Source organism: Rathayibacter sp. AC182, assembly GCF_979253875.1.
On sequence record NZ_CEEDEK010000005.1, the window covers coordinates 2116327 to 2137794 of the forward strand.

A 21468-nucleotide genomic window follows, 5' to 3' on the forward strand; every position below is an offset into this window, starting at 1 on the left:
GACCTCGCCGCCCCGCGCTACACGGAGGCGAGCCTCGTCAAGTCGCTCGAAGAGCTGGGGATCGGGCGCCCCTCGACGTACGCGTCGATCATCTCGACCATCGTCGACCGCGGCTACGTCACTCCGCGCGGCACGGCCCTCGTGCCGAACTGGATCGCGTTCTCGGTGGTCCGCCTGCTCGAGGACTTCTTCTCGGACCTCGTCGAGTACGACTTCACCGCCGAGATGGAGGGCGACCTCGACCGCATCGCCGGCGGCGAGGAGGACCGGGTCGACTGGCTGAACCGCTTCTACTTCGGCGGCGGTGCGCACCCCGGACTCCGCAACGTCGTCGACAACCTCGGCGAGATCGACGCGAAGAGCATCAACTCCATCCGCATCACCGATGACATCACGCTGCGGATCGGCAAGTACGGCCCGTACCTCGAGGTCGCCGAGGAGGAGGGGCAGGAGACGCCGCGCCGGGTCAACCTGCCGCTCGAGCTCGCCCCCGACGAGCTGACGCCGGCCAAGGCGCAGGAGCTCATCGACGCCCCGGTCCAGACCGACCGGGTGCTCGGCAGCAACCCCGACAGCGGCAAGACCGTCGTCGTGAAGGACGGGCGCTTCGGCCCGTACGTCACCGAGGTCGACCCCGAGCCCGAGACGACCGCGGACCCGGCGACGGGCGAGGTCGTCGAGCCCGCGCCGGCCAAGCGGGGAGCGAAGAAGCCCGCGGTCGTGAAGCCGCGCACCTCCTCCTCTTCAAGTCGATGGACGTCGCGTCGATCGACCTGGCGACCGCGCTCCGGCTGCTCGACCTCCCGCGCACAGTGGGCGAGGACCCCGAGACGGGCGAGCCGATCACGGCTCAGAACGGCCGCTACGGCCCCTACCTCAAGAAGGGCACCGACAGCCGGTCGCTCACGAGCGAGGACCAGATCTTCGAGGTCGATCTGCCGACCGCGCTGGAGGTGTTCGCGCAGCCCAAGTACGGAGCGAAGCGGGCGTCGAGCGCTCTGAAGGAATTCGAGGCGGACCCGGTCAGCGGCAAGCCGATCCGGATCCGCGACGGCCGCTTCGGCGCCTACGTCACCGACGGCGAGACGAACGTCACGATCCCCAAGGGCCAGACGATCGAGGAGATCGACTTCGAGCAGGCCGTGCAGATGCTCGCCGACAAGCGCGCCAAGGGACCGGTCAAGAAGGCCCCGGCGAAGCGCGCTCCGGCCAAGAAGCCGGCGGCGAAGACGACCGCGGCGAAGACCACTGCGGCGAAGACGACGGCTGCCACGAAGACGGCTGCGAAGACGACGGCTGCCAAGACGACCGCCGCGAAGACCACTGCGGCCAAGTCCACCACCGCGCGCAAGCCGGCCGCGAAGAAGCCCGCGGCCGCGTCGGAGGCGACGGGCGCGACGGAGTGACCGGGCTGTTCGTCACCCTCGAGGGCGGGGACGGCGCCGGCAAGACCACGCAGGCCCGGCTGCTCGAGGAGTGGCTGGTCTCGCGGGGCGAGACCGTCGTGCGCACGCGCGAGCCGGGCGGCACCGAGGTGGGGGTGCAGATCCGCGAGATCGTCCTGCACCATCGCGGCGAGATCGACCCGCGCGCCGAGGCCCTGCTCTACGCGGCCGACCGCGCCCAGCACATCGGCACCCTGGTGCGACCGGCCATCGAGCGCGGCGAGGTGGTGGTCCAGGACCGCTACATCGACTCCTCCGTCGCCTACCAGGGCGCCGGGCGCGTGCTCGACGCGGGCGAGGTGAGACGCCTCTCGGAGTGGGCGACGCACGACTTCCGCCCCGATCTGACCGTGCTGCTCGATCTCGATCCAGCGGCGGCCCGTTCGCGGCTCGACGCCGCTCGCACCAGGTTCGACCGGCTCGAGGCGGAGAAGGCCGAGTTCCACGAGCGCGTGCGGAGCGGCTTCCTCGCGATCGCTGACTCCGACCCCGAGCGCTTCCTCGTGCTCGACGCGACCCTGCCCGTCGAAGAGCTCGCGGCAGCGGTGCGCTCCCGCGTCGAGGAGCTCCTCGAGCGCCGGCGCTCCGAGGGCGGCGGCCCTGTCGGTGCTCGCGGGTAGCGTGGTCCCGTGAACGTCTGGAGCCAGCTCGTCGGTCAGGAGCACGCCATCGGCGCCCTCCGCGACGCCTCGACGCCGCGCACCGCCTCGGGCGACGAGTCGGCGTCCATGACGCACTCGTGGCTGATCACCGGGCCCCCCGGCTCCGGCCGGTCGAACCTCGCCTACGCGTTCGCCTCCGCGCTGCTGTGCCGGAACGGGGCTGCGGCGAGTGCCCCGACTGCCGCCAGGTGGCCGCGCGCTCGCACCCCGACCTGTCGGTGCTCGCGACCGAGCGCGTGATCATCTCGATCGAGGAGGTGCGCAAGCTCGTCCCGAGCTCGCAGTACTCGCCGTCCGTCTCGCGGTACCGCGTGATGGTGATCGAGGACGCCGACCGGATGAGCGAGCGCACGTCCAACGTGCTCCTGAAGGCGCTCGAAGAGCCGCCGGAACGCACCGTCTGGATCCTCTGCGCGCCCAGCGAGGCCGATCTCCTGCCCACCATCCGCTCCCGTGTGCGCTCCGTCCGCCTGCGCGTGCCGAGCGTGGAGGACGTCGCCGGGCTGCTCGAGCGGCGCGACGGAGTCGACGCGCAGACCGCGGAGCGCGCCGCGCGCCAGGCGCAGAGCCACATCGGCATGGCGCACCGCCTCGCCACCGACGCGAACGCGCGCGAGCGGCGCGAGGAGACCCTCCGCATCGCTCTGCGCCTGCGCGGGGTCTCCGACGCCGTCCTCGGGGCGGCCCGCCTCATCGAGGTCGCCACGGAGGACGCGAAGGCGATCACGCTCGAGCGCGACGAGGTCGAGCGCGCGCAGGCGCTCCGCTCGCTCGGGGTGGAGCCGGGGCACGATCCCGCCGCAGCTGCGGTCGCAGCTGCGCGCTCTCGAGGAGGACCAGGCGCCGCGCCACCCGCAGCCTGCGCGACGGGCTCGACCGGATCCTCGTCGACCTGCTCTCGCTCTACCGCGACGTCGTCCGGCTCCAGCTCGGCGCTCCCGGCGGCGTCATCAACGAGGAGGTCCGCGCCGAGATGACCGCGCTCGCCGAGTCCACCCGTCCCGAGCGCACACTCGCCGTGCTCGAGGCCGTCTCGACCGCGCGCCAGCGGATCGACGCCAACGTGTCGCCCGTCCTCGCCCTCGAGGCGATGCTCGTCGTCGCCGCACGCCGCCCGGTGGCCGCGTGACGCGCGCCCGCCGCGCCCTCGGCGTCTCCGCGGTGCTCGCGACGACCGCGCTGCTCGCCGGCTGCTTCGCGCCGGGCCCCGCGGAGACGACGTCCACTCCCGCCCGCAGTCGGTCGACGCCGGTCCCGAGCCGTACTACGGGCAGGTCCTCGTCTGGGACGACTGCGGCGACGACGCGCAGTGCACCGAGGCGACCGTGCCGCTCGACTGGGACGACCCGACGGGGGAGACCGCGTCGATCGCGCTGGTCCGCCACCCCGCCGAGCAGCAGCCGGCGCTCGGCTCGCTGCTGGTGAATCCCGGCGGCCCGGGCGCCTCGGGCGTCGACTTCATCCGCGACAGCGTCGACTACGCGGTCGACGACGAGCTCGCCGCCCGGTACGACGTCGTGGGCTTCGATCCGCGCGGCGTCGGCGCCTCCACCGCCGTCTCGTGCCTCGACGACGCCGGCCTCGACTCCTACCTGTACGACATCACGCCGGGGGAGCGCGGCAGCGACGAGTGGATCGCGGCGCAGCGGACCGCCGCCGCGGCGTTCGCCGACGCCTGCGCCCAGCGCAGCGGCGCGCTCCTCGGCGAGGTCGGCACGCCGAACGCCGCGCGCGACCTCGATGTGCTCCGCGCCGCTCTCGGCGACGAGTCGCTGAACTACCTGGGCTACTCCTACGGGACGTTCCTCGGAGCGACGTACGCGGGACTCTTCCCCGACCGCGTGGGGCGTCTCGTGCTCGACGGGGCGATCGATCCGGCCGCGTCGTCGCTCGACGTCGTGCGCGAGCAGGCGAAGGGCTTCGAGAGCGCCCTGCGCGCCTACCTCGCCGACTGCCTCGGCACCGCGGCCTGCCCGTTCACGGGCTCGGTCGAGGACGGGATGGCGCAGGTCCGGGCGATGCTGGAGCGCGTCGACGCGTCGCCCATCCGCGCGGCCGACGGGCGCGTCCTCGGCTCCAGCACCCTCTTCACCGCGATCGTCTACCCGCTCTACGACGCGGGGGCGTGGGGCGCACTGAGCGAGATGCTGGCGGAGGTGCGGAAGGGCGCGGCGGAGACCGCGTTCCAGTACGCGGACGCCTACAACGGACGCGACGCCGACGGCGGCTACCGGGACAACGCGACCGAGGCGTTCCTCGCGATCAACTGCGTCGACTACTCCTACACGGGTGACACCGCCGTGATGCGGGCCGACGCCGCCGCCCTCGAGGAGGCGGCTCCCACGATCGGGCGCTACATGGCCTACGGCGACATCCTCTGCAGCGAGTGGCCGGCGGCCTTCGAGGGCTCCCGCGCGCCCATCGCGGCGGAGGGCTCCGCGCCGATCCTGGTCGTCGGCACCACCAACGATCCCGCCACGCCCTACGTCTGGGCCGAGGCACTTGCCGGGCAGTTGGCCGAGGGCCGGCTCCTCACCTACACCGGCGAGGGGCACACCGCCTACAACAAGTCGAACGCGTGCGTGAACGACACGGTGGACGCCTACCTGCTCGAGGGCGTCGTGCCGGAGGAGGATCCGCAGTGCTGAACGAGACCGGCGCCCCGGGCGCCCGCCCCGGCCTCCGCGAGCGCAAGCGGCTCGCCACCCGACGGGCCATCGAGATGGCGGTGCTCCGCCTGGCCACCGAGCGCGGCCCCGACCGCGTGACGATCGAGGACGTCTCGCGGCAGGCCGATGTCTCGACCCGGACCTTCTTCAACTACTTCGCCTCGAAGGAGGACGCCCTCGTCGGCGGTCTCCCCGTGATCACCGACGACACCGCCGCCGACTTCCTCCGGGGAGACGGCCCGGTGCTCGAGGCGCTGCAGAGCGTCTTCGTCGCCGCCGTGGAGGAGCCGATGGAGGACGACCGCGAGCTGCACCTGCTCCGGCGCGAGCTGTTCCGCGAGCACCCGCAGCTCGTCGGTCTCAAGATCGCGGGGATGCGCGACTTCGAGATCGCGGTGGAGGAGCTCGTGGCCGACCGCCTCTCGCGCACCGAGCCCGATGTCGAACGCGCGCGCAGCCGCGCCCGCATGCTCACCCTCGTCGGACTCGCCGCGATGCGGCACGCCTGGGCGGGTTGGGCGGACCAGGACGGACGCGAGGCCCTCGCCGGCCGTGTGGCCGCGTCCTTCGAGGAGCTCCGCGCCGCCCTCGCGTGAGGGGCGGCCGTGCCGGCCGTCGTGTTCACGACCGGGCTCGGCAGCGGGTATGCTGTGTACTCGTGTCCGGGGCTCAGGCCCTCTGTTCACGCCGCCTTAGCTCAGTCGGCAGAGCGTCTCACTCGTAATGAGAAGGTCGTGGGTTCGATTCTCCACAGGCGGCTCCACATTGCTCCTGCACGTGCAGCCAGGAGTGCAGCCGGTCGCACGATCCCGCTGATCCGGCTTCCAGGAGCCGCTCGCGAGCCGCGACTACCATGTCGTGGATGACCGAGCCGAGACCGACCGACGCCGCCCGCCGACGGCCGTGGCTGCTCGCCGTGTCCGGTGCCGTCGTCGCCGTGCTGCTGGGGACGGGCGCGGTCGCCGTCGGAGCGGCGATCGGCGGTGACGCGCCCCGGGTGGCCGCCACCTCGACCCCGTCATCGACCGCGACCGCCGCCCCGACCGCCACTCCCACTCCCTCCGCCCGGCCGACCGCCGCGGAGATCACGTCCGCCCTGCGCACCTGCTCCGTCGCCGACGCGGCGGCCGACCCGCGGCTCGGGTCGATGCAGGCGCGCGTCGTCGACGCGGCGACCGGCCAGGTGCTGTTCGACCGCGGAGGACTCATCCCTCGCGCACCGCGAGCGCCCCTCAAGATCCTGACCGCCGCCTCCGCTCTGGCGGTGCTCGGACCCGACACGCGCATCGCCACGACCGTGGTGCGCGGGGAGGCGCCCGGTTCCGTCGTGCTCGTCGGCGGCGGCGACCTCACCCTCAGCCGGCTGCCGAGCGGGCAGGAGTCGTTCTACCCGGGAGCGGCGCACCTCGACGACCTCGCAGCGCAGGTCGGGAGCGCATGGGCGGCCGACCCCGCGACGGCCGGCGCTCCGATCACCTCGCTGGTCCTGGACTCCTCCTCTTCACCGGCGACACCTGGCAGCCGTCGTGGAACCGCAAGGAGCAGACGCAGGGCTACATGCCCGAGATCACGGCGCTGCAGGTCGACGGAGACCGCGCCGATCCGACCGCGTCCACCTCGGTCCGCGGCACGGACCCGATCGGGCGGGCGGGTTCCGCGTTCGCCGGCGAGCTGCCCGGATCGCCGACCGTCAGCACGGGGACGGCGCCGGCGGGAGCCGCGGTCCTCGGCACGGTCGAGTCCGCTCCGGTCCGGGATCTGGTGCAGCAGATGCTGCTCTGTCTCGGACAACGCGATCGCCGAGATGCTCGCCCGGCTCGTCGCGATCCGCACCGGAGCCGGCAGCACGTTCGCGGCAGAGCAGGCGGGGGTGCTGCAGGGCCTCTCGGGCTACGGCGTCGACACCACCGGCATCGTCGTCGCGGACGGCTCGGGGCTGAGCGACGACAACTCCGTCGCACCCGCGTACTTCACTGAGCTCTTGCGGAAGGTCCAGGCTCGCGAGGGCGATCTGGGCATCGTGCTGGACGGGCTGCCCGTGTCGGGACGCACGGGCTCGCTCTCGTACGCCGACCGGTTCGCGGGCGACAACGCCGTGGCCGACGGCGCGGTGCTCGCGAAGACCGGCTGGATCGACACCGGCTACACGCTCGCGGGCGTCAGTCACCGCGGCCGACGGCACCGTGCTGACCTTCGCGGTCTACGCCCTCGGCGACGTCGCCGACTCCGCCAAGTCCGCGATCGACACGCTCGTCACCGGCTTCTACCGCTGCGGCGCCTCGCTCTCCGACTCCTGATCCCCGACTCCTGCCCCCGACTCCCCGACTCCCGCCCCCGACTCCCCGCCACCCGTCCCGGAAGGACCCACCATGACCACCGCGCTCCCTGATCGTCGACGTGCAGAACGACTTCACCGAGGGCGGTGCCCTGGCCGTCGCCGGGGGCGCCCGGGTCGCCGAGGACGTCTCCACCTACCTCACCGCCCACCCCGAGCGGGTACCGGACGGTCCTCGCCTCGCGCGACTGGCACGACGGCGGCACCGACAACGGCGGCCACTTCTCCTCCGCACCCGACTTCGTCGACAGCTGGCCCGTGCACTGCGTGGCGGGGACCCCGGGGCCGAGTACCACCCGGCGCTGCGGACGGACACCGTCGACGTGCACGTCTGGAAGGGTCAGGGCCGTCCCTCGTACTCGGCGTTCGAGGGCACGACGTCCGACGGCGACGCTCTGCCCGAGGTCCTCGCGCGCTTGGGCGTCACCGAGCTCGACATCGTCGGTCTCGCGACGGATCACTGCGTCCGCGCCTCGGCGCTCGACGCGCGGGCGGCGGGGCTCGAGGTGCGGGTCCTCGACGATCTCGTCGCCGGGGTGTCGGACGAGGCGAGCGCGGCGGCGCTGCGCGAGCTCGCCGCCGCAGGGGTCCGCATCGAGCCGTCGGCCTGATCGGGATCCGCCGCTCCGCCCCCGAGCGGCCGCGGCACGGCGAGTACCATCGGAGAGGTGATCCTCTCCCCGCGAGCGCCCTCCGCGCCGTGATCCGCAGAGAAAGAGCGATACTGTGACTGATTCCGTCGACACCCGCGCCGCCTCCGAGACGGCCCTCCTCGCGCGCACTCCGGCGCAGCTGTACATCGGAGGCGAGTGGATCGATGCCTCGGGCGGCGGGACCCTCGACGTGGAGGACCCGGCGACCGGCGAGGTCCTGCGGACGATCGCCGACGCGACTCCGGAGGACGGGCTGCGCGCCCTCGACGCCGCTGCCGACGCCGCGGACGCGTGGGCGGCGACGGCGCCCCGTCGGCGCGGGGAGATCCTCCGTCGCGCCTTCGACCTGCTCCAGGAGCGCAAGGACGAGTTCGCGCTGCTGATGACGCTCGAGATGGGCAAGCCGATCGCCGAGGCGCTCGGCGAGGTGGCCTACGGTGGCGAGTTCCTCCGCTGGTTCAGCGAGGAGGCCGTGCGCATCTCGGGTCGCTACGGGGTCAACCCCGAGGGGACGGGGCGGATGATCGTCTCGCAGCACCCCGTCGGGCCGTGCTACCTGATCACCCCGTGGAACTTCCCGCTCGCCATGGCGACCCGCAAGATCGCGCCGCGCCTTGGCGGCGGGCTGCACCGTCGTCGTGAAGCCGGCGGAGCTCACTCCGCTGACCACGCTCGCGTTCGCGGCGCTGCTCGCCGAGGCGGGGGTCCCCGCGGGTGTCGTCAACGTGGTCACCACCTCGAGCGCCGGGGCGGTGTCGGAGCCGATCCTCGCCGATCCCCGACTGCGCAAGGTCTCGTTCACGGGATCCACCCCCGTGGGGCAGACGCTGCTGAAGCAGGCGGCGTCGAACGTCCTCCGCACCTCGATGGAGCTCGGCGGCAACGCGCCCTTCGTCGTCTTCGAGGACGCCGACCTCGACCGGGCGGTCGAGGGTGCGATGGCCGCGAAGTTCCGCAACATCGGCCAGGCGTGCACCGCGGCCAACCGCTTCTTCGTGCACGAGTCGATCGCGGAGGAGTTCGCGGCCCGCGTGACGAGAGGGTCCGCGCGCTGCGGGTCGGACGCGGCACCGAGCCCGGCGTCGGGATCGGCCCGCTCATCGACGACCGGGCGGTCGCGAAGACCGGCTCGCTCGTGGACGACGCCGTCTCGCGCGGCGCCCGGGTGCGGGTCGGCGGGCACGGGATCGAGGGTGCGGGGCACTTCTACGAGCCGACGGTGCTCTCGGGGGTCGCGGAGGGCAGCGAGCTGCTGCGCACGGAGATCTTCGGGCCGGTGCTGGCGATCATGCCGTTCCGCGACGAGGAGGAGGCCGTGCGCCTCGCGAACGACACCGAGTTCGGGCTGGTCGGGTACGTCTTCACGCGCGACCTCGCGAGGGGCCAGCGCATGATCGAGCGCCTGCAGACGGGGATGATGGGGCTCAACGTCGGAGTCGTCTCCAATGCGGCGGCGCCGTTCGGTGGAGTGAAGCACTCCGGTCTCGGCCGCGAGGGCGGTCTCGAGGGCATCGGCGAGTACCTCAGCACGAAGTACACGCTCACCCCCGACCCGTTCGCCTGATCCGTGGAGCTCGTCGAGGTCTCCTCTCGAGGATCCGCGCCTGCGCGACTACGCGCACGCCACGGACGTGGCGCTGAAGAACGCGCGCGGGGCGCAGGGCCTCTACATCGCGGAATCGGCGCTGGTGCTCGAGCGCGCCCTGCGTGCGGGGCACCGCCCCCGCTCCGTCCTCGCTCTGGGCTCCTCGGCGGCGGAGGCCGAGCGCCTCGTGGGCGACCACGACGTGCCGGTGTTCACCGGTCCGGGGAGCTCCTCGCCGAGCTGACCGGCTACGTGCTCCATCGGGGGCTGATCGCGGCGATGGACCGCCCCGTCCTCCCCGATCCCGCCGAGCTGATCTCGGGTGCGCGCCGGATCGTGGTGCTCGAGGACGTCGTCGATCCGACCAACGTCGGCGCGATCTTCCGCTCGGTCGGGGCGATCGGCGCGGACGCCGTTCTCGTCACGCCGCGGTGCTCCGACCCGTTCTACCGCCGGGCGATCCGCGTCAGCATGGGCACCGTGCTGCAGGTGCCGTGGACGCGGGTGGGCGACTGGAGCGCGACGGCGTCGCTCCTGCACGCAGCGGGCTTCACGATCGCGGCGATGGCGCTGACGCCCGGCGCGGTGCCGCTGCGGACGTTCGCCGCTCAGGCCCCGGACCGTGTGGCCCTGGTGCTGGGGACGGAGGGGGCCGGTCTGAGCGACGAGGCGCTCGCCGCCGCCGATGTCGCGGTGCAGATCCCGATGCGGCACGGCATCGACTCGCTCAATGTCGCGGCGGCCAGCGCGGTCGCGATGTGGGCGCTCGCGGATCCGGACTGAGCGGCCCGCCCGTCCTCTCTGCGGATCGTGCGGCAGCATCCGCCGATGCGCGCCGCGCTCCCGCGGGCGGCCGTCGCTGGGGTACCGTGACAGCCGTCCCGTCCCGCCGCGTCCGAACGAGGTCGACATGCCCCAGCCCCGTGTCGCCGACCGCGGCGCCCCGCGTCCGCTCGGCCGCCTGCTCGCGCTGCCGGCCCTCGCGGCCCTCGTGCTCGCTCTCGTGAGCGGGTGCGGCAGCCCCTCGCCGAGGTGCCCGACGATGCGGAGCCGCGACCGAGCACGAGCTCACCCTCCTCCCCGGACGAGTCCTCCGACGACGCTCCCTCCGTCGACCCGGCCCTCGACGACACCGCGTCCGTCACCCGCCGCATCACCGATTGCCTCGCCCGCTGGGGGCTGGGCGAGCGCCCGCCGGCGCCCGCGGCGACCGCCGACGAGGAGGAGCGGAACGAGGCGATCCGGCTCGCGCAGCAGTACGACGAGACGCTGACCACCTGCTCGGCCGAGGCGCTGTCCACGGCCGCACCGGTGCCGGGGTCCTGAGCATGCGACTCGACGGGATGCCCGTGCTCGTCGCGGGCGGTGCGTCCGGCCTGGGAGCGGCGACGGCGGTCGCCCTGCACGAGGCGGGGGCGCGGGTCCACGTCCTGGATCTGCCCGCCGCACTCGATCGGGCGGACCTGCCGGAGGGCGTCCGGGCGACGCCGGGCGACGTGCTCGACTCGCAGGCCGTCGCCCGCGCCGTCTCCGCCGCGGGGGAGCTGCGCATCGCGGTGTCGTGCGCCGGGATCGCCACCCCGGGCCGCCTGCTCGGCCGCGACGGCCCCCTCGCCCTCGAGGACTTCGAGCGGGTGCTCCGGGTCAACACGGTCGGCACCCTGAACGTGCTCCGTCTCGCCGCGGCGTCGATCGCCGAGCGCGAGCCGATCGAGGGAGCGCGGCGTGCTCGTCACGACGTCGTCCGTCGCCGCGTTCGAGGGCCAGATCGGCCAGGCCGCCTATGCCGCGTCGAAGGGCGCCGTCGCGGCGCTCACGCTGCCGCTGGCCCGTGAGCTCGCGGCGGTGCTGATCCGCGTGGTCTCGATCGCTCCCGGCACCTTCGACACGCCCCTGCTGGCCGCCCTGCCCGAGGCGGCCAGGGAGTCGCTCGGCGGGGCGACCCCGCACCCGGCGCGGCTGGGCCGTCCGTCCGAGTTCGCCGCGCTCGTGCGCCACATCGTCGAGAACCCGATGCTGAACGGCGAGGTCGTCCGTCTCGACGGGGCGCTGCGGCTGCCGCCGCGCTGAGCCCGGCCTTGGGCTGCCGCGCTGAGCCCGCGTCAGCGCGGGGACCGGCAGCGTCAGACCAGGAGCTGGTGCTTCGCCAGGTCCCGGTAGAGCGGAGTCGACTCGACCAGCTCGGAGTGCGTGCCGACGCCCACGACCTCGCCCTTCTGGAGCACGACGATGCGGTCGGAGTCGACGACGGTCGACAGGCGGTGCGCGATGACCAGGAGAGTGCGGTCCTCGGCGACCGCGTCGATCGCGAGGCGCAGGCGCTGCTCGTTCAGCCCGTCCAGACTCGAGGTGGACTCGTCCAGGAGCAGGATGGGCGGCGCGGCCAGCAGCGCGCGGCCGATGGCGAGGCGCTGGCGCTCGCCTCCCGAGAGCATCACGCCGCTCTCGCCCACAGGGGCGTCGAGGCCCAGCGGGTTGCGCTCGAGCACGTCGGTGAGGTTCACGGCCTCGAGCACGCGGAGGCAGTCGGCGTCGTCCGCGTCGGGGCGCCCGAGCACGAGGTTCTCGCGGATCGTGCCGGCGAGGACCGGCGCGTCCTGCTCGACGTAGCCGATCTGGGCGCGGAGCGCGTCGCGGTCGACCGCGGTGATGTCGACGCCACCGAGTCGGACGACTCCCGCCTCGGGGTCGTAGAAGCGCTCGATGAGCGCGAGGATCGTGCTCTTGCCGGCGCCGGACGGGCCGACGAGCGCCGTCCGCTTGCCGCGGGGGACGGTGAAGGACACGCCGCGCAGGACGGTGCGGTCGCGCTCCTCCGCCACCGGCTCGGCTCCGTCGACGGACGCCGTCTGCTCGTACGAGAACACGACGTCCTCGAACGCGATGGCGTCCTCGCCCACTCCGACGCCGAGGCCGCTCACCGTTCCGGCGCGGTCGCCGTCGCCCTCGACGGGGAGGTCGATGATCTCCTGGATGCGTCCGAGCGCCCCGAGTGCCGAGTTGACCGAGGTGATCGCGCCGATGAAGTTGCCCAGCGGCATCACCATCATGAAGAGGAACAGGATGAACGAGACCAGCTGCGCGATGTCGATCGAGCCGGAGGCGACCCGATAGCCGCCGACGCCGAGGACGGCGAGGAAAGCGACCTGCAGGGCGATGCCGGCGACGGGGACCACGAGGGCCGAGATGTGGGCGACGCGGATGCCGAGGCGGTACGCCTCCGTCGCGTGGGTGTCGACCACCGCGATCTCGCGGTCGGTGGCGCCGGCCGCACGGATGGTGCGCACCGCGCTGATGGCGCGCTCGACCGCGGCGGCGAGGTCGCCGACCTTCTCCTGCGCTTTGCGGCTCGCGACGCGGATGCCGCGCCCGAGCGTCAGCGCGAGGCCGAGAGCGGCGGCGACCACCACGACGATGATGATCAGCAGCACCCAGTCGATGATCGCCATCGCGATGATCGCACCGACGAAGACGAGCGAGCCGGCGATGGAGTCGACGAGGCCCTGGGTGAGCACGGCGCGCAGCAGCGTGGAGTCGGAGCCGACGCGCGAGACGAGGTCACCGGTGCGGCGCGCGTCGAACTCGCGGATCGGCAGGCGCAGGAGGCGCGCGACCAGGCGGCGCCGACTCGAGAGGACGATGCCCTCGCCGGTGCGCTGGAGGAGGTAGTGGGCGAAGCCCGAGATGAGGCCGGAGGCGACGACGAGGGCGACGAGCGCCCAGACGAGCGGACCGAGGTCGAGACCCTCCTGCACGCGGGTGATGACCTGGCCGACGACCAGCGGCTGCGCGAGGCTCGCCGCGGCTCCGAAGAGGCTCAGCACGACGACGACGCCGAGGATGCCGCGGTGCTCGAGGAGGTAGGGCGAGCTGCGAGAAGGAGGCGCGGGGCCCGTCGTCGGCACCGCGTCCGCCGCGCCGTCCGCCTCGTGCGCTTCGAGTGCTGGTGCTCATCGACCGTCCGTTCCCGCTCATGCCCTGCCGTACTTCTTGTGGACCGCCTGGCGGCTCACCTCCAGGCACAGCGCGATCAGCTGCCACGACGCACCCGCGTTGCGCGCCCGCCTGACGGCGATCGCCTCGGTGCGGTCGAGTTCGCCGCGGAGGCGGTGGATCGCCCGGAGTGCTGTGAGCGGATCGTCCGCGGCCGCGTCACCCGCGAGAGTCGCGATCGTGCCGTCGTCCATTCTGCCTCCTCGTCGCTGCGGAGCCCGCCGTCCGTGCGGCCGGAGAGGTCAACCTAGATTGACGACCCTAGACGTTCGCGAGCCCCTCGTCAACAGTGGTTGACGCTCCGGAGACGCGTCTCGGCCCGCCGGAGGACCGGCGGGCCGAACGAGAGGGTGCCGAGCGATCGGCGGTCGTGCCGACGACTACGAGACGTTGTCGGTGTACGAGGAGGTCCTTCGTCTCCTTCGAGAGGATCAGCGCGATGAGCGTCAGGACGCCCGCGGCGCTGAGGTAGGAGGCCCACGAGCACCGGGCTGCCGCCCGCTGCCTGCCACAGCGCGACCGCGATGATCGGCGCCACGGCCGCTCCGAGGATCGACGCGAGGTTGTAGGACATCGCCGAGCCGGTGTAGCGGACGTTGGTCGGGAAGAGCTCGGGCAGGACCGCGCCCATCGGGCCGAAGGTCAGGCCCATCAGGGTGAAGCCGAGGATCAGCACGGCCATCACTCCGACGAAGCCGCCGCCGAAGAGCGGCACGAAGAGCAGGCCGAACACGATGATCGCCGAGGTGACCGTGATGAGGAGCTTCCGACGCCCGAACTTCTCGGCCAGCGGGCCGGAGACGAGCGTGAAGATGCCGAAGAACACGACGCCGACGATCAGCATGATCAGGAAGTCGTTGCGGGTGTAGCCGAGGCCGGCGACCGGGCCGTCGGTGGGCGCGGTGCCGTAGGTCAGCGTGTACGTGGTCATCAGGTAGAAGAGCACGTAGGTCGCGAGCATGATGAACGTGCCCAGGATCAGCGGACGCCAGCTCGGGACGAAGACGCGCGCGAGGGGGAGCTTCGCGACCTCGCCCTTCTCGACGACCTTCTGGAACGCGGGGGTCTCGACCAGCTTGAATCGGACGTAGAGGCCGATGATCACGAGGACGGCGCTCGCGAGGAACGGCACGCGCCAGCCCCACGCGGCGAAGGTCTCGTCGTCCATCGAGCTCGCGAGGACCAGGAACAGGACGTTGGCGACGATGAAGCCGATCGGCGCGCCGAGCTGCGGGAAGGTGCCGTAGATCGCGCGCTTGTTCGCGGGGGCGTTCTCGGTGGCGAGCAGGGCCGCTCCGGACCACTCGCCGCCGAGGCCCAGGCCCTGGCAGAAGCGCATCACGACGAGCAGGAAGGGCGCGAGGAACTCCCAGCCGGGCGTGAGCGCCGTGGGGAGGCAGCCGATGAGGAAGGTCGCGATGCCCATGGTGAGCAGGGAGGCGACGAGGGTGCCCTTGCGGCCGACGCGGTCGCCGAAGTGACCGAAGACGATCGAGCCGATCGGCCGCGCGATGAACGCGACTCCGAAGACGGCGAAGGAGGCGAGCAGCGCGGTCGCGGGGTCCTGGTTCACGAAGAAGAGGGCCGGGAAGACCAGGACGGCGGCGGTCGCGTAGGCGTAGAAGTCGTAGAACTCGATCGAGGTCCCGATGAGGCTCGCGAGGATGACGCGGCCGCGGGAGTTCTGCGGGGCGGAGGGAGCGTCGGCGGTGGCGGGTGCGTGAGACATGGGAGGGAAGTTGCTCCGGTAGACAGGGGTCCCCGTGCCGGCGGGCGAGGCGTCGATCGGGCGTCGCGGACCGGATGGCGGTGGGGAGGAGGAGTCGGGCCGCTCGTGACGGCCCGACCACTTTACTCCGTGTTCACCCAGCTTCGTGCTGTAGCGGCCCGCGGAAGGGGGCCGGACGCTCGCGTGCGGGTCAGCCGCGCAGCTCGCGCAGCAGCGGCGCGGTCGCGACCGCCGCCTCCGCCGCCTCACGGCCCTTGTCCTCCTTCGACCCGGGCAGGCCGGCGCGGTCGATGCCCTGCTGCTCGGTGTCGAGGGTGAGCACCCCGAAGCCCACGGGCTTGCCGGTCTGGATGCTGACGGTCGTCAGGCCGGAGGTGGCCGCGTCCGACACGTACTCGAAGTGCGGGGTGCCGCCGCGGATGATCACGCCGAGCGCGACGACGGCGTCGGCTCCCGCGTCGAGAGCGACCTTCGCCGCGACGGGCAGCTCGAACGAGCCGGGGACGCGCACGAGCGACCACGAGGCGCCGGACTCGTCGAGGGCGGCGCGAGCACCGGCGATCAGACCGTCGGAGATCTGCGTGTGCCAGGTCCCGGCGACGACGACGACGCGCAGTCCCGATCCGTCGAGGGGGAGGTGGTGGGGGCGCCGGAACCGGCCATGCTGTCACTCCTTCGTCGTCGCGCCGGCGATCCCGGCGTCGAGGTGTCCGAGCCCGGCAAGATCGCCGAGGTTCTCGATGTCGTGGCCCATGCGGTCGCGCTTGGTCTCGAGGTAGCCCTCGTTGAACGCGCCGACGCCGACCACGAGCGGCACGCGCTCGGAGACGGTGATGCCGCGGTCGGTCAGCTGGCGGACCTTCTCGGGTTGTTGGTGAGCAGGCGCACGTCGCGGATGCCGAGGTCCTCGAGGATCCCGACCGCGGCTCCGTAGTCGCGCGCGTCGGCGGGCAGGCCCAGCGCGAGGTTCGCGTCGAGCGTGTCGAGGCCGTCCTCTTGCAGGCGGTAGGCGCGCAGCTTGTTGATCAGGCCGATGCCGCGGCCCTCGTGCCCGCGCAGGTAGACGACGACTCCGCCGTCGCGCTGGATCGTGTCGAGAGCGGCGTCGAGCTGCGGACCGCACTCGCATTTGAGCGAGCCGAAGGCCTCGCCGGTCAGGCACTCGGAGTGGACCCGCACCAGCGGCGGACGAGTGCCGCCGAGGCCTCCCGCGACGACTGCGACGTGGTCGGCACCGGTCTGGCGGTCGCGGTAGGCGCGCACCTGGAACGGGCCGTGGGTGGTCGGCACGGTGGTCTCGACCTCGAAGCTCACGCGCGAGGACTCGGGCACGGGGACCGTGAGGGGCACCTCCGTGTCGCAGTGGAACTCCTGCAGGTACTCGATCAGGGCCGCGACCGTGGTGACCGGGACGCCCTCGCGCTCGCCGAGCGCGATCAGGCCGGGGAGCCGCATCATCTCGCCGTCCTCGGCGACGATCTCGGAGATCGCGCCGACGGGGTAGAGCCCGGCGAGCTTCATCAGGTCGACCGCGGCCTCGGTGTGGCCGTCGCGCTCGCGCACGCCGCCCTCGACCGCGCGCAGCGGCAGGATGTGGCCCGGCCGGTGCAGCCGCGACGGCGTCGCCTCCGGATCGGCGAGGACCCGCAGGGTGTGCGCCCGGTCGGACGCGCTGATGCCGGTCGAGAGGCGGTCGGCGGCGTCGACCGAGAGCGTGTAGGCCGTGCCGCGCGGATCCTCGTTGTCGACGACCATCAGCGGCAGCTCGAGCCGATCGGCGATCTCGTTGGTCATCGGCGCGCAGATGAAGCCGGAGGAGTTGCGCACCATCCAGGCGATCGTCTCCTGGCTGGCGAGCTGCGCCGAGACGATGACGTCGCCCTCGTTCTCACGGCCCTCGTCGTCGGCGACGATGATCGGACGGCCCTCGCGCAGTGCGGCGACGGCCTCGGGGATGCTGGAGAGGCTCATGCCCCACCTCCGGGAAGGGTGACGGGAAGGGCGTGCGCGGGGATCGCGACGGCCTGCAGTGCGAGCATCCGCTCGACGTGGCGGGCGAGGATGTCGGTCTCGATGTTGACCCGGCCGCCGACGGCGAGGACGCCCAGGGTGGTGGCGGCGAGGGTCTCGGGGATGAGCGAGACCTCGAACCACTGCTCGGGCTCTGCCGCGGGGCTGATCGCCGAGACGGTGAGCGAGACGCCGTCGACGGCGATCGACCCCTTGTCGGTGACCAGCGGAGCCGCCGCGGCGGGGAGGGAGAAGCGCAGCACGCGCCACGCGTCGCCCGGGGTGATCGCGAGCAGCGTCGCCGTGCCGTCGATGTGGCCCTGCACGATGTGGCCGCCGAGCCGGTCGCCGACCCGGGCGGCCCGCTCGAGGTTCACCGAGTCGCCGGCGGCGACGCCGTCGAGGGTCGACATGCGGAGCGTCTGCGCCATCACGTCGGCGGTGAAGCCCTCGTCCGACTGGTCGACGACCGTCAGGCGCACGCCGGAGACCGCGATGGAGTCGCCGTGCCGGGCGCCCTCGACGGCGAGCGGTCCGCGGACGGTGAGCCGGATCGCGTCCGCCCCCGGATCGACCGCCGTGACGACGCCGATCTCCTCGATGATTCCGGTGAACATCAGTGCGTCTCCATCTGCAGGGCGTGGGGGAGGCGGGCCGGTTCGCCGGCGCCGCCCGCGGGGTGCGCGACGGGGCGCGCGGTCACGAGGAGGTCGTCGCCGAGGACCTCGACCGAGTGGATGCGGAGACGGCGGGCGTCCGCGATGCCCGTGACTCCGATGTCGCCGAGCGCCAGGCGGGGTCCGCCGAGCAGCGCCGGAGCGAGGTAGACGAGGTACTCGTCGACCAGCCCCGCGGCGACCAGCGCGGAGGCGAGGGTGGGCCCGCCCTCCACGTAGACGTGGCGGACCTCGGACTCGTAGAGGCGGTCGAGGACCGCCTCGAGGTCGTGATGGCGTTCGAGGCGGGCCGGATGCGGGTGGTGGAGCACGTGAGCGTCCTCGGGGATCGCGCGGGTGCCGACGACCACGGGGACCGGCTGGTGGGCGAGGAGCTCCCCCCGTCGCCGCGGGCCGTGAGACTCGGGTCGTCCGCGAGGACGGTGCCGGTGCCGACGAGGATCGCGTCGCTCGCGGCGCGCTGCTCGTGGACGCGCTGCCGGGCGGAGGCGCCGGTGATCCAGCGGCTGCTGCCGTCGGCGGCGGCGGTGCGGCCGTCGAGGGTCGACGCCCACTTGAGGGTGACGAAGGGGCGGTGCCGGCGGGCGGCGGTGAGCCAGACGTGCAGGAACTCCTCGCCCTCCTCGGCGAGGACGCCCTCGATCACCTCGATGCCGGCGGCGCGGAGGGTGTCGCCGCCGCCACCGGAGCGCGAGCCGGGGTCGTTCACCGCGTAGACCACGCGCGCGACGCCGGCCTCGATGAGGGCTCGGCTGCAGGGACCGGTGCGGCCGGTGTGATCGCAGGGCTCGAGGCTGACGATCGCGGTCGCGCCCGCGGCGACGCCCGGCGCGAGCTTCGAGAGCGCATCGACCTCGGCGTGCGCGGTGCCCGCCCCGTGGTGCCAGCCCTCGGAGAGGACGGTGCCGTCGGGCGCCAGAAGGATGCAGCCCACGCGCGGATTCACTCCGCGGGCGGGACCGTGCTCGGCGATCGCGAGCGCTCTGCGCATCGCGTGCTCGAAATCGATCGTCATTCCCGGTCTTCCGTTCGTCGCCGAACTCCGGGGTCTCGATCGTCGGTGCGCGGGCACCGTCGTTCGACGCCGCGCTTGCGCGCGACGCTCGTGCTGCCTCCCATCCGGACTTTAACCGTCGGTCCCGGAATTCCACCGGATCAACAGCTCCCCACCGAAGTGGTCGGCCGCTCGCGGACTGTCACCGCCGGTTCGGACTCTACCGACCCCGGAGCACGTGCTTTCTCGTTCAGCCTAGGTCAACGCGGGTGGGGGTGCGGTATTCCCACGTCACACTCGGAGGTGCGGGGCCACCGATGACCGGATCCGGGGGCGGGTCGTCGATGCGCGCGCAACTCCGCGTGCCGGGCGGTGCACCCGGCTCCCTCGGCCTCGTGAGGTGGTGTCGTCCGGCGGGACTGGTCCGGTCGAGGACTCCGCCCCGTCACGTCAGGCGGCGGTGGAACGCGACAGGAGCAGTCCAGAGGCGGGGCTGCTGGTGGACGTGGATCTCGATACGCGCCGCTGCGCGGGCTACTCGATCAGCAGGGAGGCAGGGGACTTTCGTCTTCCTGCTGGTCGAGTAGCCCCGGACGGGCGTATCGAGACCCACGTCCCCAGAAGGGCGGTCTCCGTGTCGCCCGCGGTCGAGTCGGCCCGGATCAGGGGAGCGCGGACGGCTGGTGGAGGTGGATCTCGATACGCCCGCTGCGCGGGCTACTCGATCAACGAGGGAGACGCCCGCTGCGCGGGCTGCTCGATCAGCAGGTGGAGGGGCTGCCCGATCTGCCGGGACGGGTGCGGCGCAGCGGGGCGCGCGGCGTGCGGCGGCTACCCTCGGTCGGATGGACGACAGGTACGGGCAGGACGTGCTCGCCGGGGACTGGCGGGCGAAGCACAAGGTCGAGGTGGCGGTCGTCGAGGCCGTGCGCGACCTCGTGGTCGAGGAGGTCGCCTCCGGATTCGTGGGTGCCGTGCTCGGCGTCGAGATGCGGATGGTGCGGTTGGAGGACCGGTTCGGCAAGGTCCGCGTGTTCCCGATCGGTCCCGGGTTCCTGATCGACGGCAAGCCGGTCTCGCTCAAGGCGCCGGGCCTCAAGCGCGACGCGAACCTCGGACGGGCGCGGTCCGCCTCCGGGTCGTTCCACGTCGCCGACGCCAAGGCCCGTGTCGCGCTGCCCAGCCGCATCTACGTCGAGGGCCGGCACGACGCCGAGCTCGTCGAGAAGGTGTGGGGTCACGACCTGCGCGTCGAGGGCGTCGTCGTCGAGTACATCGAGGGTGTGGACCACCTCGACGAGCTGGTCCGAGCGTTCCGCCCCGGCCCCGGCCGCCGCATCGAGAGTGCTCGTCGACCACCTCGTCCGGGGTCGAAGGAGTCGCGCATCGCCGACACCGTCGCCGCCGGCCCGCACGGCGAGCACGTCCTGGTCGTCGGCCATCCCTACATCGACATCTGGCAGGCGGTGAAGCCCGACCGCGTCGGACTCGAGCGCTGGCCCGAGATCCCGCGCTCGATCGAGTGGAAGCACGGCATCTGCGCGGCGCTCGGTTGGCCGCACGAGGAGCAGGCCGACATCGCGCGCGCCTGGCAGCGGATCCTGTCGAAGGTCACCACGTTCCGCGACCTGGAGCCCGCGCTGCTGGGACGGGTGGAGCAGCTGATCGACTTCGTGACGGAACCGGCGTGAGAGTCGCGGTCGCCCTCGCGCTCGACGTCCTCCTCGTCGCGGTGTTCGTCCTGATCGGCCGTCGCAGCCACGAGGAGGGCGCGGAGCTGCTGGGCTTCCTGACCACCTTCTGGCCGTTCCTCGCGGGACTGCTCGCGGGCTGGGCGCTCGCGCGCTCGTGGCGCGCTCCCGACCGGATCGTGCCCACCGGGCTGATCGTCTGGGCGGGCGCGGTCGTCGTCGGACTCCTGCTGCGCATCGTCTCGCAGCAGGGCGTGCAGTGGAGCTTCGTGATCGTCACCGCGCTGGTGCTCGGTGCGTTCCTCCTCGGGCGGCGGGCTCTCACGAGGCTCGTCAGGAGCCGCTGACCCTCAGCCCAGCACCTGCACGCCGAAGTGCTGGGCGAACAGCGGCAGCATCAGGCTCAGCTGCAGCTCGGTCAGCGCCGCTCCGCGCAGGCCGTCGAGCCCGCCGAGCACGTGCAGCTCGGCGCCGCGCAGATCGAGGTGCTCGAGGCGGGCTCCGCCGAGCTCGAGGGAGCGGACGTCGCAGTCGACGAGGCGGACCCGGGCACCGGTCGCCCCTCCCAGGTCGAGCTCGTCGATCGTGCAGCGCTCGAGCAGGACGTCGCGGAGCGCGGCTCCGCGCAGGTTGACGTAGCCGAGCTTGCAGTCGGCGATCCGCACCTGCTCGAGGGTGCTCTCGTAGAGCTCGGCCGAGCCGAGCCTCGAGCCGAGCAGCTCGACCGAGCGCCACCGGCTGCGGGCCGCGGAGAGGCCGGGCACGTCGATCCGCTCGACGCGCGACTCGACGACGGAGGCCGCGCGCAGCTGAGCTCCTGAGAGAACGGCGGCGGAGAGCACGCATTCGCTGATCGAGACGGCGGTGAGGTCGGCGCCCGTGAGGTCGACCCCGTCGAAGCGCAGGCCCTCGGCGTGCTCGCGGGCGCCGAGATCACCGGCGAACCCCTCGGCGAGGGCGTCGAGGCGGAGGGGATCGAGTCGGGGAGCGGGGATCGCGGCGCGCATCCGGGGAGCCTAGCCCGC

The 21468-nt window shown here is 72.9% G+C and carries 12 protein-coding genes, 1 tRNA gene, 11 pseudogenes and 1 riboswitch; of the genes and pseudogenes, 16 read left to right on the forward strand and 8 right to left on the reverse strand.

Annotated features, from left to right (window positions below):
- Positions 1-60: 60 nt before the first annotated feature.
- The 14 genes and pseudogenes from AC0CII_RS23190 to AC0CII_RS23255 form a co-directional block, all read left to right on the forward strand.
- Positions 61-597: pseudogene (locus tag AC0CII_RS23190) on the forward strand (DNA topoisomerase); the annotation flags it as partial.
- Between the two features lie 155 nt (positions 598-752).
- A pseudogene (locus tag AC0CII_RS23195) lies at positions 753-917 on the forward strand (topoisomerase C-terminal repeat-containing protein); the annotation flags it as partial.
- Positions 918-953: 36 nt separating this feature from the next.
- Positions 954-1406, forward strand: coding sequence for a topoisomerase C-terminal repeat-containing protein (locus tag AC0CII_RS23200; protein WP_465231071.1), 453 nt, complete (start codon positions 954-956; stop codon positions 1404-1406).
- On the forward strand, positions 1403-2065 hold the full coding sequence (gene tmk / locus AC0CII_RS23205; RefSeq protein ID WP_465226310.1) for a dTMP kinase: 663 nt from the start codon (positions 1403-1405) through the stop codon (positions 2063-2065). The genes AC0CII_RS23200 and tmk overlap by 4 nt, the downstream gene beginning before the upstream one ends.
- Before the next feature lie 9 nt (positions 2066-2074).
- A pseudogene (locus tag AC0CII_RS23210) lies at positions 2075-3236 on the forward strand (DNA polymerase III subunit delta').
- Between the two features lie 196 nt (positions 3237-3432).
- Positions 3433-4755 (forward strand): alpha/beta hydrolase, encoded by a 1323-nt coding sequence (locus AC0CII_RS23215; RefSeq protein WP_465230738.1) that lies wholly within the window; start codon positions 3433-3435, stop codon positions 4753-4755.
- Positions 4749-5372 carry a TetR/AcrR family transcriptional regulator gene (locus tag AC0CII_RS23220; RefSeq protein ID WP_465226308.1) on the forward strand — a complete coding sequence of 208 codons (624 nt, stop codon included), beginning with the start codon at positions 4749-4751 and terminating at the stop codon, positions 5370-5372. Before AC0CII_RS23215 ends, AC0CII_RS23220 begins: the two co-directional genes overlap by 7 nt.
- Positions 5373-5462: 90 nt before the next feature.
- A tRNA-Thr gene (locus tag AC0CII_RS23225) sits at positions 5463-5539 on the forward strand.
- A 90-nt stretch (positions 5540-5629) separates the two neighbouring features.
- Complete coding sequence (locus tag AC0CII_RS23230; protein WP_465230739.1) at positions 5630-7165, forward strand: D-alanyl-D-alanine carboxypeptidase; 1536 nt, start codon at positions 5630-5632, stop codon at positions 7163-7165.
- An 8-nt stretch (positions 7166-7173) separates the two neighbouring features.
- Complete coding sequence (locus AC0CII_RS23235) at positions 7174-7722, forward strand: isochorismatase family protein (protein ID WP_465230740.1); 549 nt, start codon at positions 7174-7176, stop codon at positions 7720-7722.
- Between the two features lie 115 nt (positions 7723-7837).
- Positions 7838-9328 (forward strand): annotated as a pseudogene (locus AC0CII_RS23240) (NAD-dependent succinate-semialdehyde dehydrogenase).
- Positions 9329-9368: 40 nt separating this feature from the next.
- Positions 9369-10132 (forward strand): annotated as a pseudogene (locus tag AC0CII_RS23245) (TrmH family RNA methyltransferase).
- A gap of 228 nt (positions 10133-10360) precedes the next feature.
- The gene (locus tag AC0CII_RS23250; protein ID WP_465230741.1) at positions 10361-10675 is read left to right on the forward strand and encodes a hypothetical protein; all 315 of its coding nucleotides are present in this window, start codon (positions 10361-10363) and stop codon (positions 10673-10675) included.
- A gap of 2 nt (positions 10676-10677) precedes the next feature.
- A pseudogene (locus tag AC0CII_RS23255) lies at positions 10678-11419 on the forward strand (SDR family NAD(P)-dependent oxidoreductase).
- A 53-nt stretch (positions 11420-11472) separates the two neighbouring features.
- Here the strand turns inward: AC0CII_RS23255 and AC0CII_RS23260 are convergent.
- The 7 genes and pseudogenes from AC0CII_RS23260 to ribD all read right to left on the reverse strand — a co-directional run bounded on the left by AC0CII_RS23260 (position 11473) and on the right by ribD (position 18773).
- Positions 11473-13303: pseudogene (locus tag AC0CII_RS23260) on the reverse strand (ABC transporter ATP-binding protein).
- 17 nt (positions 13304-13320) lie between these two features.
- Positions 13321-13536: a hypothetical protein gene (locus AC0CII_RS23265; protein ID WP_107575589.1), complete on the reverse strand. Its 216-nt coding sequence runs from the start codon at positions 13534-13536 to the stop codon at positions 13321-13323.
- A 186-nt stretch (positions 13537-13722) separates the two neighbouring features.
- Positions 13723-15071 (reverse strand): annotated as a pseudogene (locus AC0CII_RS23270) (MFS transporter).
- A 190-nt stretch (positions 15072-15261) separates the two neighbouring features.
- Positions 15262-15734 (reverse strand): annotated as a pseudogene (gene ribH, locus AC0CII_RS23275) (6,7-dimethyl-8-ribityllumazine synthase).
- A 4-nt stretch (positions 15735-15738) separates the two neighbouring features.
- Positions 15739-17042, reverse strand: a pseudogene (gene ribA / locus AC0CII_RS23280) (GTP cyclohydrolase II).
- A complete protein-coding gene (locus AC0CII_RS23285; RefSeq protein WP_465230742.1) occupies positions 17039-17698 on the reverse strand; it encodes a riboflavin synthase in 660 nt (219 codons plus the stop codon). Before AC0CII_RS23285 ends, ribA begins: the two are co-directional and overlap by 4 nt.
- Positions 17698-18773, reverse strand: a pseudogene (gene ribD, locus AC0CII_RS23290) (bifunctional diaminohydroxyphosphoribosylaminopyrimidine deaminase/5-amino-6-(5-phosphoribosylamino)uracil reductase RibD). Before ribD ends, AC0CII_RS23285 begins: the two are co-directional and overlap by 1 nt.
- Before the next feature lie 87 nt (positions 18774-18860).
- Positions 18861-18993, reverse strand: a riboswitch (FMN riboswitch).
- Positions 18994-19597: 604 nt separating this feature from the next.
- On the opposite strand from ribD, the gene AC0CII_RS23295 reads away from it, so the two are divergent.
- Together AC0CII_RS23295 and AC0CII_RS23300 are read left to right on the forward strand one after the other, a co-directional pair.
- Positions 19598-20443 (forward strand): DUF3097 domain-containing protein, encoded by an 846-nt coding sequence (locus tag AC0CII_RS23295; RefSeq protein WP_465230743.1) that lies wholly within the window; start codon positions 19598-19600, stop codon positions 20441-20443.
- Positions 20440-20790, forward strand: coding sequence for a DUF3054 domain-containing protein (locus AC0CII_RS23300; protein ID WP_207403503.1), 351 nt, complete (start codon positions 20440-20442; stop codon positions 20788-20790). The genes AC0CII_RS23295 and AC0CII_RS23300 overlap by 4 nt, the downstream gene beginning before the upstream one ends.
- A 3-nt stretch (positions 20791-20793) precedes the next feature.
- Here the strand turns inward: AC0CII_RS23300 and AC0CII_RS23305 are convergent, their stop codons facing one another.
- On the reverse strand, positions 20794-21450 hold the full coding sequence (locus tag AC0CII_RS23305) for a pentapeptide repeat-containing protein (protein ID WP_465226300.1): 657 nt from the start codon (positions 21448-21450) through the stop codon (positions 20794-20796).
- Between the last annotated feature and the right edge of the window lie 18 nt (positions 21451-21468).